This window comes from Kribbella sp. NPDC006257 (genome assembly GCF_040613535.1).
Classification (GTDB): domain Bacteria; phylum Actinomycetota; class Actinomycetes; order Propionibacteriales; family Kribbellaceae; genus Kribbella.
Genome location: NZ_JBEXSJ010000022.1, coordinates 85,613 through 101,964 on the forward strand (window position 1 = coordinate 85,613; position 16,352 = coordinate 101,964).

Here is a 16,352-nt window from a genome sequence, read left to right on the forward strand (position 1 = left end):
TATCCCGAGCATCTCGCCGGGATCATCGTGTACGACGGGATGGCGTTCAACGGGCTTCGCGGACCGTGTGAAAGGTCCGTAACCGTTCCCGGAACCAATGTCGCCCACCTACTCGTAGAGGCTGTGGAACGATGGTGACTCCGCCCACGATGAAGGTGATTGGTTGTGCGTGCCGAGACGAGTGCGACCTCTGCTGTCGTGACGCTGAGCGTCGCGGTCGCGGTGGCCGGACACGTCCTGGTCTCCGGCGGATCCGTCCCGCTCGCCTTGGTCCCACAGTTGCTCGCACTCGCCGGAGCATGCTGGCTCCTCGGTGAGTTCCTCAGCGAAGAGCTCGCAGTGGTTGCCTTGGCGGCAGTCCAGCTGATCGTCCACTTCACGCTGAACTCGTCCCACCATCACGGGCACGACCTGTCGATGCCGATGGCAACCGAGCCGATGCACATGACGGTCGGCGGCACTCTCGCGATGTCGGTGGCTCACCTGGTCGCCCTGCTCGCCGGGGTCGGACTGATCGGCCACGCCCACAGCTGGGCCACCCGCGTACTACGGATCCTCGCGCGCCTGGTCCCGGAGCTCCCGGTGATGGCGCTCATCGTCGTACCGGTGATCCGTCGGCTGCTGACCGCAGTACCGGAGCCGCGGCTCACCCAGCGCTGGCTGAACTCGAACGGATCGCGGCGCGGACCGCCGTACGGACAGGTGTCACTCGCCTTGTCCTGACCGGTCGCGGATCACCCGTCGGCCGGGTGAACTTCCGTGTCCCGTGAGAGGTCCATCAGTCATGCCCAAGAGATTCGTACTCCGCGCTGCCGCGATCGCCGCGGCCTCGGCGCTCGTCCTGGTCGGTGCCGCCAGCTCGGCGTCGGCCCACGTCACCGTCTCGTCGCCGGACGCCAAACCGGGCGGCTACGCCAAGCTGGTGTTCCGGGTCCCGAGTGAGTCCGACACGGCCAGTACGACGAAGCTTGTCGTCACGTTGCCGAAGGATCACCCGTTCGCCAGCGTCGGCGCGCAGGTGAAAGCCGGCTGGAAGGTCGAGAAGACCAAGGAGAAGCTGGCGGCACCGGTCAAGGTCGGCGACGTGACGCTGACCGAGGCGATCACCACGGTCACCTGGACGTCGGTGCCGGGCAGCGTCGGCGTCCCGCCGAACGACTTCGACGAGTTCGCGCTGTCGGTCGGCCGGCTGCCCGAGGGCGTCGACTCGCTCAACTTCCCCGCTGTCCAGACGTACAGTGACGGCGAGGTGGTGAAGTGGGTGGAGCTCACCAAGGACGGCGCCGACAAGCCGGAGCACCCGGCGCCCTCGCTGAAGCTGACCGCCGCGATCACGCCGGTGGCCGCGACGACCGACGAGTCCAAGTCCGACTCGGACACCCTGGCGCGGATTCTCGGCGGCGCCGGGTTGCTGGCCGGGCTGATCGGTCTCGCCTTCGGGCTGCGGTCGCGGAAGGCGACGCCGTAATCGTGCGTCGACTCGCTGCGTTGCTGGTGGCGTCGCTGCTCGCCCTGGTCATCTCGACCGGGGTGGCGGCGGCGCACGCCAAACTGGAGTCCATGACGCCTGCCGACGGCTCGTCGATGGCGGCGCCGCCGACGCAGGTGGTTCTGACGTTCAACGAGCCGGTCGGCAGTACCGGCGCCGAGGTCCAGGTGAAGTCGCCGACCGGCAACAACGTGTCCACCGGCGACATCCAGGTGATCGACAACTTGGTGACCCAGCCGGTCGGGCCGATGATCGAAGCCGGCAAGTACACCGTCGACGCTCGGATCGTGTCCGCGGACGGGCATCCGATCACGGTCTCTGCCAGCTTCACGGTCACGCATGCCGGGCATGCGCCGGGCAGTGTGGTGACCACCGGCCAGCCCCAGCCGGTGAAGGACAACTCCAACGTCGTGGTGATCGTCGCCATGGTGCTGGTGATGCTCGTGGTCGTCGCGCTGGCGATCGTGATCGTCCGCCGCCGCCCCGCCGCGTGATGAGGAGGTACCTCGGCGTTGGAATGGTTGCCGTAGGCATCGTCGTGTTGGTGGTCGCTCTGCTGGCTGCGGGTGGTGCTCCGAAACCGCTGCCTGCTGGGCTTTCCGGCGCCAGCATGCCGGTTTCCTGGGCCTTGCCCGTACTGCGGTTCGTGGCTGATGTCGCGACGATCGCGTGCGCCGGGGCGTTGCTCGGGGCGGTGGTGCTGCTGCCTTCCGACGGAGGAAAGCTTGCAGCACAAGGGCTTCGGGCGGTTCAGGACGCTGCGATTGCCGCTGGGATCTGGGCGGTGGCGAGTCTCGCGGGACTGGTGGCAACCGCGTCGGTGATCCTCGGCGTACCGCTGTCGCATCTTGGTGAACACGCGTCGCTGGCCGGCGGGCTGAATCAGGTCAGGTCGTTGGCGGTGACTATCGTGCTGACGGCGATTCTTGCGGTGGTGCTCAGTGGTTGCCGGACCGTCGTCACCGCACGGGTCTGCCTGGTGCTGGCGGCGGCCGCGGTGGTCGGGCCGTTGCTGAACGGGCATGAGGCGATCGTGCGGACCAACTTGTGGTCAGTGCTTGCGACCGCCTCGCTGGTTGTTCACGTGTTCGCGGCGACCGTGTGGATCGGTGGGCTGGGCGCCTTGCTGCGCTACACCCGGGAACGGCCCGCAATCGAACGGTTCAGTGCGTTGGCGCTGAGCTGCGCAGTTGCGGTGGGAGCCACTGGGTTGCTGACGGCCGAGATCCATCTTGATGGGCGGGAGGGTGGCTGGGGGCTGATCACTCAGTGGGTGACCAGCGGGTATGGGGCACTGGTGTTTGCGAAGGCGGTCGCGTTCGCGGCGCTCGTCTGCATCGGCTGGTGGCATCGGCGGGCGACGCTTCCGTTGCTCGCGGATCGGCCGGCCGCCTTTTGGCGACTGGCAGCGGGGGAGATCGTGCTGATGGCGGGGACGGTCGGGTTGGCGGTTGCCCTCTCGCGCACACCTTGAGTTTCAGCTCGGTGATATGTCAACGATGGCCGGTAGAATAGGTGGCTCTTAAAGAAGTTAGGAACAGCTTGATGGCGGAGATCCGGGGCTTGGATGCGCGAGAGGCGCATCTTTGGCAGGCCTACCGGGACAGCTACCGCGAGTTGCTCAGTGCGCTGGAGACGCGGCTGCTCAGGAACTCGGGGCTGTCCGGGGCGGACTACGCCCTGCTGCAGCCGCTGTCGACCGCCGATCAAGGGGTACTGCGAACGCGCGATCTCGGCCGCTCGATCGGCTGGGAGCGGAGCCGGTTGTCGCACCAGGTCAGCCGGATGGAGAAGCGCGGCCTGGTCACCCGGGAGGAGTGCGAGTCCGACGCCCGCGGCTCGATGGTTCGGCTGACCGACGCGGGCCGGGGCGCTGTCGAGGCAGCCGCGCCCGACCACGTCGACGCAGTACGGACGTATCTCCTCGACAAACTCAGCCGTGAGGAGCAGGACCTACTCGCCGGCCTTCTCGACCGCATCCTGGCGGACCTCCCGTATCGCGACCTCTGCCGCCCGGACCCGTCCGAAGTCCCCTATCCCCAAGATGCTGCCGAGCGTGCTCCCGAAGCCGCTGCCGTGGGTGGCCGGCCGCTGATCGCTCAGTAGCTGCCCTTGACGATGCGCTGGAATCTGCCGGCGATGGTCTTCGGGGTGAGCTTGTCGCGGACGTCGAGCAGGTAGGAGAGCGGCGAACTCCGGCGTACGGACTCACGGGCCGCATGGACCTGCCACCAGGCGGCACCCATCCCGGCGACAGTCGCGACCGACATCCCGATGGTGCTTCCTGCTCCGAGATGGTCCAGCCCCAAGCTTGCCAGCGGGGGAGTGGCCAGGGTTCCGGTGACGAGCATCGTCCGGACAGTGTCCAGCTTGTGCAGCTGCAGACCTCGTTCGAGTCTCTGCAACGGAGCTTCGACCGTGTCGCGCACATGGTCGGCGAAGGCGTCGAGCTTCCGCTGTCCGGGCGGCAATGAGGTGATGGCGGCCAGTTCTGCGTTCTGTTGTTCGACGAAAGCCCGGAAGTCGGCCAACTCGCCAGCGAGGTTCTTCCGGCAGCGGATGATCTGCTTGGCGGAGACTCCGCCGAGTGTCTTCGGGCGAACACACTCCAGCGCGAGCATCACGTACTCGTCGACCGCCGCCGGCTCGCTGGGACGGTCAGGCGACCGGCCGACCAGAAGATCGAGCGCGGAGGCGACGCCGCCGTTCGGTGCCACGATCCGGAGATCCGCCTGATCGGTCAACGGTTGCAGGGCCAAGCTGCCTGCGATCTCATTGGCCAGGGCAGTCATGTAGGCGCCCGCGAGGGTGGGATGCAGGCCCACCCACTGTTCGCCGAGGGGAAGCCGCGGCCCGTACTCCGCCAGCCCGGCTCGGCGGAGGTCGACGATTTCGGCGAAGGAGACCTTCGTGCTGTGCAGCCAGCCGAGCGCGGGGTCGAGCCGGTCGTCAGGCGGCGGGCCGAACGACGGCCGGCCGTCGAACTCGGCTTTCGCCCGAGCTGTGCTGTAGTTGTCGAGAGCGTCGGCGTTCTCCGCCAAGGTCGTGAAGAACTCGATCCTCATCAGGGCTGCCATCATCGCAACGGCATCGGAGCCCAGGATCGGATCCACCGCGCCGAGCAAGCCCGCCCGACGGAAGTCCTGGGCAGTCCGGCTCTCGCGCATCGGGTAGTCAGGCGGGACGATTCGATAGATGCGCGGCCAGTAGAGCATCGCCAGCTTGAGCCAGTCGTCGTCGCGGACGTCGACGTACGGGAAGTACAACCCGGCCTCGTGCATCGCCCTCCCCAGTCCCTCCCTGCCTCGTCGCGACGATACCGCCGACGCACCGTGACTGCGAGTACTCGGCGGTAGATCGCGGTGACACGCCGTCACGGCCGACGGTGGGCCGGGGGAGCCCGGAAGAATGAAGGACGTCCGTTCAGATGCGCCTGAATTTGACAACTATTTTCATTAACGGCAGGATTCGACCCGGCGACCACTCCTCGTCGGAGCCCCCTCACCGTGAAGGAAATGCGGATGTCCGAAGCTCTGAACAGACGAGGATTCCTAGGCCTGGCAGGCAGTTTGGCGGTTGCCGCGGTTACTGGGTGCGGCTCGGGCGACAGCCCGGCGGCCACGCCGAAGGCGGGTGGCCGGCTGCGCGCGGTGTTCGCCGGCGGTGGCGCCAAGGAGGTTCTCGACCCGCATCTGCAGAGCCTGTTCGTCGACATCGCGCGGCACAAGGCGATGTACGAGAAGCTGGTCGAGCTCGGTCCGGATCTGAAGCCCGTACCGCGACTTGCGGCCAAGTGGGAGCCGGACGCCCAGGCCGCGACCTGGCGGTTCACCTTGCGCGACGCCACCTTCCACGACGGCAAACCGCTGACCAGCCAGGACGTCCTCTACAGCCTCGCCCGCATCACCGACCCGAACGTGCCGGAGCGAGTGGCTCAGTCCTCGCTCGCCGCACTGGACCTTCGGCGATGCAAGGCGATCGACCAGCACACGGTCGAGCTGACCCTGGCCGCTCCGAACGCGGAATTCCCTGCGCTGCTGGCCGGAATCGGCACCCAGATCGTCCGCGACGGCTTCAAGGATCCGGCCAAGCCGAACGGGACCGGGGCGTTCAAGTTCACGTCGTTCGAGGCCGGCCGGTCGATGGTCGCTACCCGGTTCGACGATTACTGGGACGGCACCGCGAAACTTGAGGAGCTGCAGATCCTCTCGGCGGATGCGGAGGCCCGGGCGAACGCGTTGCAGGGCGGCCAGGCGGAGTACGCGAACGAGATGACCGCGACGTTCGCGCGAACGGCCGAGGCCGGAAAGACGGTCAAGATCGTGGCGGCGAAGGGATCGACGACGCAGGCCTTCGTGATGAAGGTCGACCAGCCGCCGTTCGACAACCCCGACGTCCGGCTCGCCTTCAAGCTGCTTGCGGATCGGCAGCGGTTGGTCGACGTCGTACTCGCGGGCCGGGGTGTGGTCGGAAATGACCTGTTCGGCAAGGGATTCCAGTACTACGCGGCCGACCTGCCGCAGCGGGAACGGGACGTCGAGCAAGCCAAGGCGTTGCTGAAGAAGGCCGGGTTGATCGGCAAGGAGCTGGAGATCTTCACCTCCGACGCTTCGGCCGGTTTCGTCGAGGCGGCCACCTTGTTCGCGGAGCAGGTTGCCGAGGCCGGGGTGAAGCTCAAGGTGACGACCGGGAGTGCGCAGACCTATGCGAAGGACCTGCTCACCAAGGGTGTGATCGGGAGTCACCGGTCGGGCGCGATGCCGATTCCGCAGTACATCACCGATCGGTTGCTTTCCAAGTCGCCGTTCAACGCGACGCACTGGCGGCGGCCGGCCTTCGATGCCGCGTTCGCAGCCGCCCAGGTGCAGACGGACGAGGCGGTGCGCGCCGCGAAGTACGGCGTACTGCAGAAGACGTTGCGGGACGAGGGCGGGATTCTCGCGTGGGGGCATCCGGACTTTCTGGTTGCGATCTCGTCGAAGGTGCAGGGCGTCCAGGCGGTGCCGCCGAACACGCTCGACTCCGGCCGGTTCGACAAGGTGTGGCTGGCCTGAATGCGGTCGTACGCCGCTCAGCGGGCCTTGTTGGCGATCGTGCAGCTGGTTGTCCTGTCGGTGCTGGTCTTCGTGCTGACCGCGTTGCTACCGGGAGATGCCGCCGACATGCGGTTCACCGAGACGCTCACGCCTGACCAGATCGCGCGGTTGCGGTCGCAGCTCGGGTTGGATCAACCTGCGTTCGAGCGGTTCGTGCACTGGTTCGGGAATGTGCTGAGCGGTGATCTGGGGACGTCGCTGATCAGCGGTGGGCCGGTGCTCGGCATCGTGAAGGCGTCGGTCGGGGCGACGCTGGTGCTGACGGTGGCTACGTTGGCGGTTGTGGTGCCGGCCGCTGTCGCGCTCGGGTTGCTGATGGGGACGCGAGAGAACAGTCGCGTCGATCGGGTCATCACGTCGATCACGCTGGCGCTGAGTGCGATCCCGGACTTCGTGATCGCGGTTGTGCTGGTGACTGTCTTCTCTCTGAAGCTCGGCTGGCTTCCGGCGACGTGGGTCGGCGGGGACGTGCTGGTAAGTCCTGTGTTGCTGGTGCTGCCGGTTGCTGTTCTGCTCGGTCGGACGGTCTGCCTGCTGTCTCGCCAGGTGCGGGCCGGCACGATCAACGCGCTCAACGCCGACTACGTCGTACAGGCCCGCCGCCTCGGCGTACCACGAAGGCAGTTGTTGTTGCGCCATGTGTTGCCCAACGCTGCTGTTCCCGGCGTCCAGGAGCTGGCAAGAACCGGCGACACCCTACTCGGCGGAGTCCTAGTAGTAGAAGCAATCTTCGCCATCCCCGGCTTCGCCACAGCCCTGGTCAACGGCGTAGAAACCCGAGACATCCCCGTAGTCCAAGGCCTGACCCTCGCCCTAGCCGTCGCTGCCTTGTTGATCAACCTCACCGCCGACCTGATCTGCAACCGCCTGGTCCCCCGAACAGAGCTCCTCCGATGACGCCCGGCGAGCCCGATGGTCAGGGGGTGGGGCGGCCCGCGCCCGATCAACTGCCGAGGCGGCGGGGTTGGGGTTGGATCGCTGCTCGGACGCCGCTGGTGGTGTCTGCGGGGCTGGTGTTGGTTCCCTTGGGGGTGGCAGTTTTTGGGCCGTTGGTTCGGGTGGATGTGCGGCGTGGGTTGCCGTATGAGGGTGGGGGGTGGTTGGGGACGGATGGGCTGGGGCGGGACGTGTTGCAGCTGTTGCTTGTTGGTGGGCGGACGGCGTTGGGGATGGCGCTGGGGGCTGTGGTGATCGCGTACTTGATCGGCGGAGTGATCGGGTTGGTTGCGGCGTCGACCCGGCATCGGTGGGTTGACGAGGTGTTGATTCGTCCGCTGGATGTGTTGTTGCCGCTGCCGTCCTTGCTGGTGATCAGCGTGGTCGCCGTCGGCTGGCGTGCTTCGCCGTTGGCGATCACGTTGGCTGTTGCCATGGTCAACGTTCCGACGGTTGCCCGGCTGGTGCGAGCCGCCGCGTTGGATGCGGCGAGTGGGCCGGTGGTCGAGGCGTTGCGGATGCAGCGGGAGAGTTGGGTGGGGATCCAGCTCGGGTACGTCGGTCGCGCGGTGCTCGGTCCGGTCGCCGCGGACCTCGGCACCCGGATCACCCTCGCCGTCTTCCTTGTTGCTTCAGTCAACTTCCTCGGCCTCGGCCTGAGCCCCACAGCACCGGACTGGGCAGTCAGCGTCTCCCGCAACCGCGAAGGAATCCTCCTCCAACCGTGGGCCGTCGTCGCGCCGGCTCTCATGCTCGTAGCCTTCACCCTCGGCTTCAACCTCCTAGCCGACCGCCTGGTCCACCACACCCGCCGCCTGGCAGAGGTGCCCAGGTGAACCCCCTGGTCGAGGTCCGCGGCCTGTCCGCGACAGCAGGCACCGCCATCCTCGTAGACAAAGTCGACTTCACGATCTGGCCCGGGCAGGTGACGGCGCTGGTAGGTGCTTCGGGTTCGGGGAAGACAACCTCCGCCCTCGCGCTTCTCGGCGAACACGGCGACGGCGTGCGCTTGTCGGGCGAGGTGACGGTAGACGGTGTGAGCGTGCTGCTTCCGCGCAGCGAGGCGGGACCGGACGGCGGGGGCGGGGTGACGCTCGCGGCGGCGGCCGTCCGGGGGCGCGTCGTCGCCTATATGCCACAACACCCGGGCAGCGCGCTCAACCCGGCGCGACGAATCGGTGCTGTCCTGCGGGAGCTCGGGAGTCTGCACAATCCTGGCGAGGAGGTTGTTGCAGAAGCATTGCGGGCGGCTCAGCTGCCTGCTGGTCGAGCTGATCGGCGGCGGTTTCCGCATCAGTTCTCGGGTGGGCAGCGGCAGCGGGTGGCGTTGGCTCAGGCGCTGGTTTGCCGGCCGAGGGTGCTGGTGCTGGACGAGCCGAGTACGGGGCTGGACTCGATCACCCGGCTGCAGTTGGTGACTGAGCTCAAGGAGCTGGCTGAGCAGGGGCTGGGGATCTTGCTGCTGAGTCACGATCTCGACCTGGTTCGTGCGCTCGCGCAGTACGTGGTGGTGCTGGATGCCGGCCGGGTGATCGCCGCGGGTGGGACGGATGTTCTTCCAGCTGCAACACAAATCAGCTCGCGACCGGGAACCACGGGCGGCAGAACGCCGTTGCTCAAGGCAATGAACTTGTCCGCCTCGTTGCGTACCCGCGGGCGCGACCCGATCCTGCAGGAGGTCGATCTCGCCGTGCCGCCCGGTGGCTGCGTGGGCGTCGTCGGTCGTTCCGGCAGTGGCAAGACCACGCTCGCGCGTTCGCTGGCCGGTCTGCACGAACGCCGGAGCGGCCGGATCACCCTGTCAGGTCAGGAACTTCCGGTACTGCGGAAGCGGTCCCCCGAACAGGTCAGGCGGGTCCAATATGTCTGGCAGGAAGTCCGCGGTTCCTTCGACGAACGCCGTCGCGTTGACGACCAAGTAGCCCGTACTGCGGAACGCCTGCGCGGGCTCACCCAATCGCAAGCCAAAGCCGAAGCCGTCGCCACCCTCGCGCGACTCGGTGTCTCGGCGATGATCGCCGCCAGACCGCCGAGTCAGCTCTCCGGTGGTGAACTCCAGCGAGCCGCGTTGGCCCGTGCTCTGCTCGCTCATCCGGACGTCCTCATCTGCGACGAGATCACCACGGCGCTGGACGAGAACGGCACCGCGCTCGTCGTAGAGCTACTGACCGAGCTGAAGAACGCAGGAACAGCCCTGATCTGGATCAGCCACGACCTAGGCCTGGTCGCCGCGGTCGCCGATCACGTATTGGTTCTGGACGCAGGCCGAGTGATCGAAGAGGGTGCCCCGGCAACAGTGATGGCGACGCCGACCCACGAGACGACCAAACGCCTGGTGAAAGCCGCCCACCTCGGCCGAGACGGACCTGGATCGCCTGGCGACCAGGCGCCCGGCGTACCGACGAACGTAGTACAGGAAATGCAGCCTCCGCCCGTGCTGACCAGTTGTGCCGACACGAGGAGCGAAACGCAAGCATGAAGCCTTCCCGATTGCACGACCATCTGGCGGAGGCGATCAAGGATCCCGATCCGATCCGGGTCGGCGACGACCTGATCTGCCTGCGGTTCGAGACGATGAAGGTGTACTCCGCGCTCGGCGCGGTCCGGCACCTGCTCGACAGCGGCGCGGTCAAACCCGGCGACACCTTGATCGACTCGTCGAGCGGCATCTACGCGCACGCGCTCGCGCTGGCCTGCCACCGCTACGGGATGAAGTGCCACATCGTCGGATCCACCACGGTCGACCGGACGCTGAAGATCCAGCTCGAGATCCTCGGCGCCACGATCGAGCAGGTGCCGTCGTCGAACAACCTCCAGCTCGACCAGAACCTGCGGGTCCGCCGGATCGGCGAGATCCTGCGCGACAACCCGTCGTACCACTGGATGCGGCAGTACCACGACGACATCCACTACCTCGGGTACGGCGCGGTCGCGGATCTCGTGGACGAACTGGTGCCGACCGGCCCGCTCTGCCTCGTCGGCGGCGTCGGCACCGGCGCGTCGACCGGCGCGATCGCGGCCTTCCTCAGAGATCGCGGTCGCGACGTGAACCTGGTCGGCGTGCAGCCGTTCGGCAGCATCACGTTCGGCGCCGGGCACACCCAGGACCCGGAGATGATCATCGCGGGGATCGGCAGCTCGATCGAGTTCCAGAACGTGCGGCACGAGCTGTACGACCGGTTGCATTGGGTCTCGTTCGACTACGCGATGTCCGCCGCGGTGGACCTGCTCCGTACGTCGGGCGTGTTCGCCGGCTTGTCCGCGGGTGCCGCGTATCTGTCCGCCCTCTGGGAACACCAGTGCGACAGCAGCCGCAAGCACGTGTTCCTGGCGGCCGACACCGGCAGCCGGTACGTCGAGTCGGCTTTTGCCCGGCATGCCGAGGCGCGCCCGATGGACGCCATGCGGCCGCGCGAGATCGACTCGCTGGACGACCTCGCGGTCCCGTGGTCCGCGATGTCCTGGGACCGGCGCAAGTCGGCCCAGTTCCACCACCAGCAGTTCCCATCTGCGACCCCGTCGCATTAATGTTGCCCAGGTGACGGGGCTGACCTACGACGCCGAAAGGCTGGCTGATCTGCCATGACCTCTGTTGCCTTGTTAGCTGAATCTGTTCTGGCGGGAGAACGCGATCCGGCGCCCTCTGAGCTGTCGGTGATCAGTGCGTTCTGGCTGCACCACACGACTCGGCTGCCGGGGGCGGACGTCACCTACCGGAACTACTACGTGCTGCTGCGAGTCGGCGAGGTCTTCGGCGCGTGCTCCTTCGAGGCGGGCGAACTCGATCCCTCGTACTGCGAGGAGACGTCCGGACTCTCGTTGGACAAGCTGATCGCCGACGCCCCGCTCCCCGTCCGCATCGCCGCCCTCGACGCCTACCTCGCATCGGTCGAGCCGCATCACACCGCCCCTGATGCAGAAGAAGTCGTCCTCCCAGCCGGTACGCCGGACGTCCGCGCGCGGGCCCGGGATGCCGCTGTCGCCGGTCTCCTCGATGTCCGGCCCGGCACCAAGGTCGCGTTGATCGGCGTGGTGAACCCGTTGGTCGACGCAATCACCGAACGCGGCGGAACTTGTCTGCCTTGTGATTTCAACCTGGCGCGTACCGCCTCCGGGTTGCCGGTTTCCCGCGACATGACGGAGGTTGTCGACGCCGCCGATGCTGTCGTGGCGACCGGAATGACCTTGAGTAACGGCAGTTTCGACGTCCTGCTCGGTCGTTGCCGTCAGCAAGAGAAGCCGCTGGCGGTCTATGCTCAGACCGGCGCGGCGGTGGTGCGCGCCTTCCTCGGCTCCGGTGTCACTGCGCTGTCTGCGGAGCCGTTTCCCTTTTCCCAGTTCAGCTCCCGCCCGACGAGCTTGTACCGCTATCACTCCCAGGACGGAGACCCACGGACGTGAGCACCGACAACTCCTCGGCGCAAACCCTGCAATCCCCCGCGATCCCGGCTTCGGCCAGCCCGACGTCTGCCCCGGCTAACCCGACATCGGCCCCGGCTAGCGCGGCGCCGGCCGCGGTGCCCGGGGATCTGCGGATGGCCCGGAGATTGTGGCCGTTCCTGCTGGCTTCGACGGTCAGCTTGATCCCGTTCACCGTGTTCGGCATGTACCTGGTGCCGATCGCGGCCGCGGCGGGCGGGAACGTAGCGGAGATCGGCGGGCTGCGGGGGCTCGGCGGACTGGCCGCACTGCTCGTCGGAGTCGCCCTGGCGCCACTGATCGATCGGCTGGCTCGTGAGCTCGTGGCTGCGGGCGGCCTTGCATTGTTGGGGATCTCGGCGGCATTGGGTGCCATCGGCAACGTGTATGCGCTGGCCGCGTTCTGTTTGTTGATCGGGGCATCGACCTCGATCCTCGGCCCGTCGATCGGCGCCGCCGCCGCGGACAGATTCAAGTCGCCGGCCGCAGCGGGCCGGGCTGCGACGCTGGTCTCGGCGACCACGTCGATGATGGCAATGCTGGCTGCGCCCGTGCTCGCCGTACCGGGTCTGGTCTGGGGATGGCGGGGGAATCTGCTCGCCGCTTCGGTGATCTCGTTGGCGTTGTCGGCGGCGTTCTTCTGGCGTGGCTGGGGGCGGAAGGGATCGGCGCGGGCTGAGCGAATCGGGTACGTGGCGACGTACCGGGCGTTGGCTCGGATCCCTGGGGCGCTTCCGCTGCTCGCGGTGGCGTTGCTGCGGACGGCCGCGTTCATGGGGTATTTGGCTTATCTGGCAGCGTTCTACGGCGATAAGTTCGAGCTGGCGCCGGGGTGGTTCGCGCTGGTCTGGTCGCTCAGTGGGGCGTCGTTCTTCGTCGGCAATCTGTTCGCCGGCCGCTACCTCGCGGCTGAGCGGCCGTGGATCATGCCGGAGAAGTTGCTGGTGCTCGGAGTGAGCGTCGCGCTGGTCAGCGTGACGGCGTTCTACTTCTCACCGACGCTGCCGTCGACCCTGGCGCTGACCGCCCTGATGGGCGCGAGCCACGCAACGGTCGCCGCCTGCGTCACGACCTTGCTCGTACGCCGAAGCGGAGAGCTGCGCGGATCGGCGTTGGGGATCAATGCGGCCGGGATGAGCCTCGGCGTCTTCCTGGGCGCCGCGGTCGGCGGACTCGGTCTCGGGCTCGGGGGTTACCCGGGTACGGCCCTGGCTTTCGCCATGATCACCCTCCTCGCGCTGTTTTTTGCGTTCCGGGTGCGCCGGTAACAGGACTATCGTTCGGTCCTATGGAAAACCTGCCCGAGCCACAGCACCCGCACGCGCATCTCCGCGCCTCCGACACCGACCGTGACCAGGTCGTCGAGGTGCTGCGGGACGCGCTGATGACCGGGCGGCTGACGCAGGACGAGCATGCCGAGCGGCTCGAGCAGACGCTGAAGGCGCGCACGATCGGCGAACTGGAGCCGATCACCCAGGACCTCGCCGTACCGGGGCAGGTGTACCGGCCGGCGGCCGCGGCAGCGCCGTCGAACAGCCCGGTGCCGATCGAGGAGCCGGCCAATCCGCAGGACAGCTTCGAGACCGTGGTCGGCATCTTCGGCGGTGGCGAGCGCCGCGGCCGGTGGCGGGTCAAGAGGCGGACCAACGCGCTGTGCATCTTCGGCGGCTACGACCTGGACATGACCGACGCGGTCTTCGAGGGTCGCGAGGTGACGATCTGGGCGATCGCGATCTTCGGCGGCGTCGACATCACCGTCCCGGACAGCGTCAACGTCCGCAACGAGGGCGTCGGCATCTTCGGCGGCTTCGCGGCCCGCGGCGGCGACGACCCCGACCCCAACGCACCCACCGTCGTAGTCAAGGGCCTAGCCCTCTTCGGCGGCGTCGGCGGCCAAACCAGCTCCCGCCGCCACCGCAGAAAAAACCGAGGCCACCTAGGTCACTGAGCCGGCGGCCCGGAGTAGTCGACACGTACTCCGGAGTCACCGACCCATACCTTGACGTCCTGCCACTGACGAACGCCGTCCGAATCGGCCGGCGGCAGGTACTGACAGCGGTTCTTGGTGTCGACGTACACCTTGACCCGCTGAATCTCGGGCAGTTGGCCACAGCGCAGTTCTGTTCCCTTGGTGTGGAACTCGGTCCAGAACCTGTTGTAGACCGCCTTGCGCAGCAGGACTGCGTCGAGTGGGCTCAGGAAGTAGATCACCCACCGGCCGGTCCGGTCGGAGTTGGAGTCGATCCGCACGATCCAGCGGACCTTCAGATTGCGATAGCGCACTGAGCACTGGGTCTGAGCGTCCGGCTGAATCACCGGGCCGTCTCCCGGGCACTCGACCGAGCCGGCGGCCTTGTAGCCCGCCACGGCGTCGGTCTGGTCGATCATGTTGAACATGATCTGGCGGGACGGCGGCATAGCGGCGTCGCGGTCCGCCTGCCCGATCGTGTCGGCCTGCTGGAGCGGTTGCTGGCCCGGTCCGGTGATCTTGACCGGCAACACCCGGCCCACCACCTTCGGTGTCGGCTTCGGAGTCGGGGTCGCTGCGGGAGTCGGGGTGGTCGGCGGCCCGTCCGCGGCGGGCGTGTTCGAGGAGCAGCCGGCACCGAGCAGGGCGAGAACGATCAGGACAACCGGAGCGACGCGCATGAGCCGAAGGTAGGCAACCTCAGCCGGCCACGGCCGGTGCTGGCCGGTTCAGGTCAGATCCAGGATTTGAACCACATGCGGTTGAGCCAGGCGGAGTGGGGGAGAACCTTGTCGGTCAGGATCGGCCAGATGTAGGCGAAGTTGAGGACGACCAGGACGACGAAGGCGCCGACGACCGCGCTGCCGATCAGCCGGCGCGGGGTGGCGGTCTGCAGCGCGGTTCTGGCCGGGCCGAGGATCTTGCCCAGTACCAGGGACAACGCGATCACCGTGAACGGGATCATCGTCACCGCATAGAAGAAGAAGATCGGTCTGTCGTCGAAGGCGAACCACGGCACCCAGCACGTCACGTAGCCGACGATGGCGACGCCGAATCGCCAGTCCCGCTGGCCGATCCAGAGCACCAGGGCCGCGAGCAGCGCCAGCGCGCCACCCCACCACAGCAACGGCGTACCGACTGCTGAGATCACCGAGAGACAGTTCTCTCCGTTCTTGGTGGTGCAACCGGGCTGGCCGGGCTTGATGTCGTTGACCGCGTCGAAGCCGATCGGCCGGGCGATGATCGGCCAGCCCGCCGGGTGCGACTGGTACGGGTGGGTGGCGTTCCTGATGTAGTCGCCGGTGTGGAACGCCAGCACTTCCTGGTGGTAGTGGATCAGCGATCGGAAGTCGTCGGGCACGATCTTCATCACGCCGTGCGCCGGGTTCTTGGACGCGTAGTCGTGGTCGTAGGCGTTGTCGTGCAGCAGCCAGCCGGTCCAGGTCGCGGTGTAGGTGATCCCGGCGACCAGCACGATGCTCAGGAACGCGGGGATGCCGTCGACCAGCGCGGACTTCCAGAACGCATGCCGTACGCCGATCATCCGGCGCGCGCCGAGATCCCAGGCGAAGGTGAGCAGCCCGAACCCCGCCATCACCCAGACCGCGCTCCACTTGGTGCCGAGCGCGAGCCCGAAGCAGACGCCGGCCAGGAGCCGCCACGGCCGGAACAGCAGCAGCCGGCCGATCGCGCCCTCGGCCTTCTGGTCGAACGAGTCCGCCAGCCGGCGCCGGCTCCAGTCCCGGTCGGCGACCAGGCAGGAGACGGCGGCGACCAGCCAGAAGGCGAGGAAGATGTCGAGCAGCGCGACCCGCGACATCACGAAGTGCAGGCCGTCGACCGCGAGCAGCAGGCCGGCGATACAGCCGATCAGCGTCGAGCGGGTCATCCGGCGGACCACCCGGATCAGCAGCAGCACGGTCAGCGTGCCGAACAGGGCCGGCATGAACCGCCAGCCGAAGGTGTTCATCCCGAACAGTTGCTCACCGGCGGCGATCATCCATTTGCCGACCTCGGGGTGCACGGTCAGGCTCGGGGTGTCCTTGAAGACGTCCAGGTTGCCGGCCAGGATCGCCTTGTCGGCGGCCCCCTCCGGCTTGTCGATGAACTGCAGTGCATACCCGTGCTTGAGCAGCGAGTACGCGTCCTTGGCGTAGTACGTCTCGTCGAAGACGAACTTGACCGGGTTGCCGAGGTTCCAGAACCGCAGGATCGCGGCCATCGCGGTGATCGCCAGCGTCGCGATCCAGCCACCCTCGAAATCCCGCGGCATCGGCGGGTACAACCGCTCCTTGAGCGGCGGCAGCCGACGCCCCCGTACGTCGCGCCCGAGCGTCTCCCGCGGCTCGGCGGGCGTCGCGGTGTCGTCATCGATCACGGCAGTCACGCCCGCCATCGTACGGACGCCCCAGTCGAACTGCTCCTCCGCGTGGCCAGCGGGTCT

16 protein-coding genes are annotated in these 16,352 nt (G+C 67.4%); 13 read left to right on the top strand and 3 right to left on the bottom strand.

Annotated elements, in window-relative coordinates; genetic code table 11:
• Positions 1-165 precede the first annotated feature (165 nt).
• From ABZ004_RS25360 to ABZ004_RS25380, 5 genes are all read left to right on the top strand, one after another.
• Complete coding sequence (locus ABZ004_RS25360; RefSeq protein ID WP_355683388.1) at positions 166-723, top strand: hypothetical protein; 558 nt, start codon at positions 166-168, stop codon at positions 721-723.
• Positions 724-784: 61 nt separating this feature from the next.
• Positions 785-1,468, top strand: coding sequence for a YcnI family protein (locus tag ABZ004_RS25365; protein ID WP_355683390.1), 684 nt, complete (start codon positions 785-787; stop codon positions 1,466-1,468).
• A gap of 2 nt (positions 1,469-1,470) precedes the next feature.
• The gene (locus ABZ004_RS25370; RefSeq protein WP_355683391.1) at positions 1,471-1,983 is read left to right on the top strand and encodes a copper resistance CopC family protein; all 513 of its coding nucleotides are present in this window, start codon (positions 1,471-1,473) and stop codon (positions 1,981-1,983) included.
• A 23-nt stretch (positions 1,984-2,006) separates the two neighbouring features.
• Entirely contained in the window at positions 2,007-2,963 is a 957-nt protein-coding gene (locus ABZ004_RS25375) for a CopD family protein (RefSeq protein WP_355683393.1), read from the top strand.
• 71 nt (positions 2,964-3,034) lie between these two features.
• Entirely contained in the window at positions 3,035-3,595 is a 561-nt protein-coding gene (locus ABZ004_RS25380) for a MarR family winged helix-turn-helix transcriptional regulator (RefSeq protein ID WP_355683394.1), read from the top strand.
• Here ABZ004_RS25380 and ABZ004_RS25385 read toward each other — a convergent pair.
• Positions 3,589-4,770 carry a DUF6236 family protein gene (locus tag ABZ004_RS25385; RefSeq protein WP_355683395.1) on the bottom strand — a complete coding sequence of 394 codons (1,182 nt, stop codon included), beginning with the start codon at positions 4,768-4,770 and terminating at the stop codon, positions 3,589-3,591. The genes ABZ004_RS25380 and ABZ004_RS25385 overlap by 7 nt on opposite strands.
• A gap of 240 nt (positions 4,771-5,010) precedes the next feature.
• Here ABZ004_RS25385 and ABZ004_RS25390 point away from each other — a divergent pair, with 240 nt between their 5' ends.
• From ABZ004_RS25390 to ABZ004_RS25425, 8 genes are all read left to right on the top strand, one after another.
• A complete protein-coding gene (locus ABZ004_RS25390) occupies positions 5,011-6,543 on the top strand; it encodes an ABC transporter substrate-binding protein (RefSeq protein ID WP_355683397.1) in 1,533 nt (510 codons plus the stop codon).
• Positions 6,544-7,482 (top strand): ABC transporter permease, encoded by a 939-nt coding sequence (locus ABZ004_RS25395; RefSeq protein WP_355683399.1) that lies wholly within the window; start codon positions 6,544-6,546, stop codon positions 7,480-7,482. It begins immediately after the preceding gene.
• A 203-nt stretch (positions 7,483-7,685) separates the two neighbouring features.
• Complete coding sequence (locus ABZ004_RS25400) at positions 7,686-8,357, top strand: ABC transporter permease subunit (RefSeq protein WP_355683401.1); 672 nt, start codon at positions 7,686-7,688, stop codon at positions 8,355-8,357.
• Entirely contained in the window at positions 8,354-10,000 is a 1,647-nt protein-coding gene (locus ABZ004_RS25405) for an ATP-binding cassette domain-containing protein (RefSeq protein WP_355683403.1), read from the top strand. The genes ABZ004_RS25400 and ABZ004_RS25405 overlap by 4 nt, the downstream gene beginning before the upstream one ends.
• The gene (locus ABZ004_RS25410; RefSeq protein ID WP_355683405.1) at positions 9,997-11,049 is read left to right on the top strand and encodes a pyridoxal-phosphate dependent enzyme; all 1,053 of its coding nucleotides are present in this window, start codon (positions 9,997-9,999) and stop codon (positions 11,047-11,049) included. The genes ABZ004_RS25405 and ABZ004_RS25410 overlap by 4 nt, the downstream gene beginning before the upstream one ends.
• A 54-nt stretch (positions 11,050-11,103) precedes the next feature.
• Complete coding sequence (locus ABZ004_RS25415) at positions 11,104-11,922, top strand: DUF364 domain-containing protein (protein ID WP_355683406.1); 819 nt, start codon at positions 11,104-11,106, stop codon at positions 11,920-11,922.
• Between the two features lie 134 nt (positions 11,923-12,056).
• The gene (locus ABZ004_RS25420; protein ID WP_355683408.1) at positions 12,057-13,208 is read left to right on the top strand and encodes an MFS transporter; all 1,152 of its coding nucleotides are present in this window, start codon (positions 12,057-12,059) and stop codon (positions 13,206-13,208) included.
• 20 nt (positions 13,209-13,228) lie between these two features.
• Positions 13,229-13,888 carry a DUF1707 domain-containing protein gene (locus ABZ004_RS25425; protein ID WP_355683409.1) on the top strand — a complete coding sequence of 220 codons (660 nt, stop codon included), beginning with the start codon at positions 13,229-13,231 and terminating at the stop codon, positions 13,886-13,888.
• Here ABZ004_RS25425 and ABZ004_RS25430 read toward each other — a convergent pair.
• Positions 13,882-14,589 (bottom strand): hypothetical protein, encoded by a 708-nt coding sequence (locus ABZ004_RS25430; protein WP_355683411.1) that lies wholly within the window; start codon positions 14,587-14,589, stop codon positions 13,882-13,884. The two genes, ABZ004_RS25425 and ABZ004_RS25430, sit on opposite strands and share 7 nt — an antisense overlap.
• Positions 14,590-14,642: 53 nt before the next feature.
• Positions 14,643-16,181, bottom strand: coding sequence for a phospholipid carrier-dependent glycosyltransferase (locus tag ABZ004_RS25435; RefSeq protein WP_355683486.1), 1,539 nt, complete (start codon positions 16,179-16,181; stop codon positions 14,643-14,645).
• Positions 16,182-16,352 lie beyond the last annotated feature (171 nt).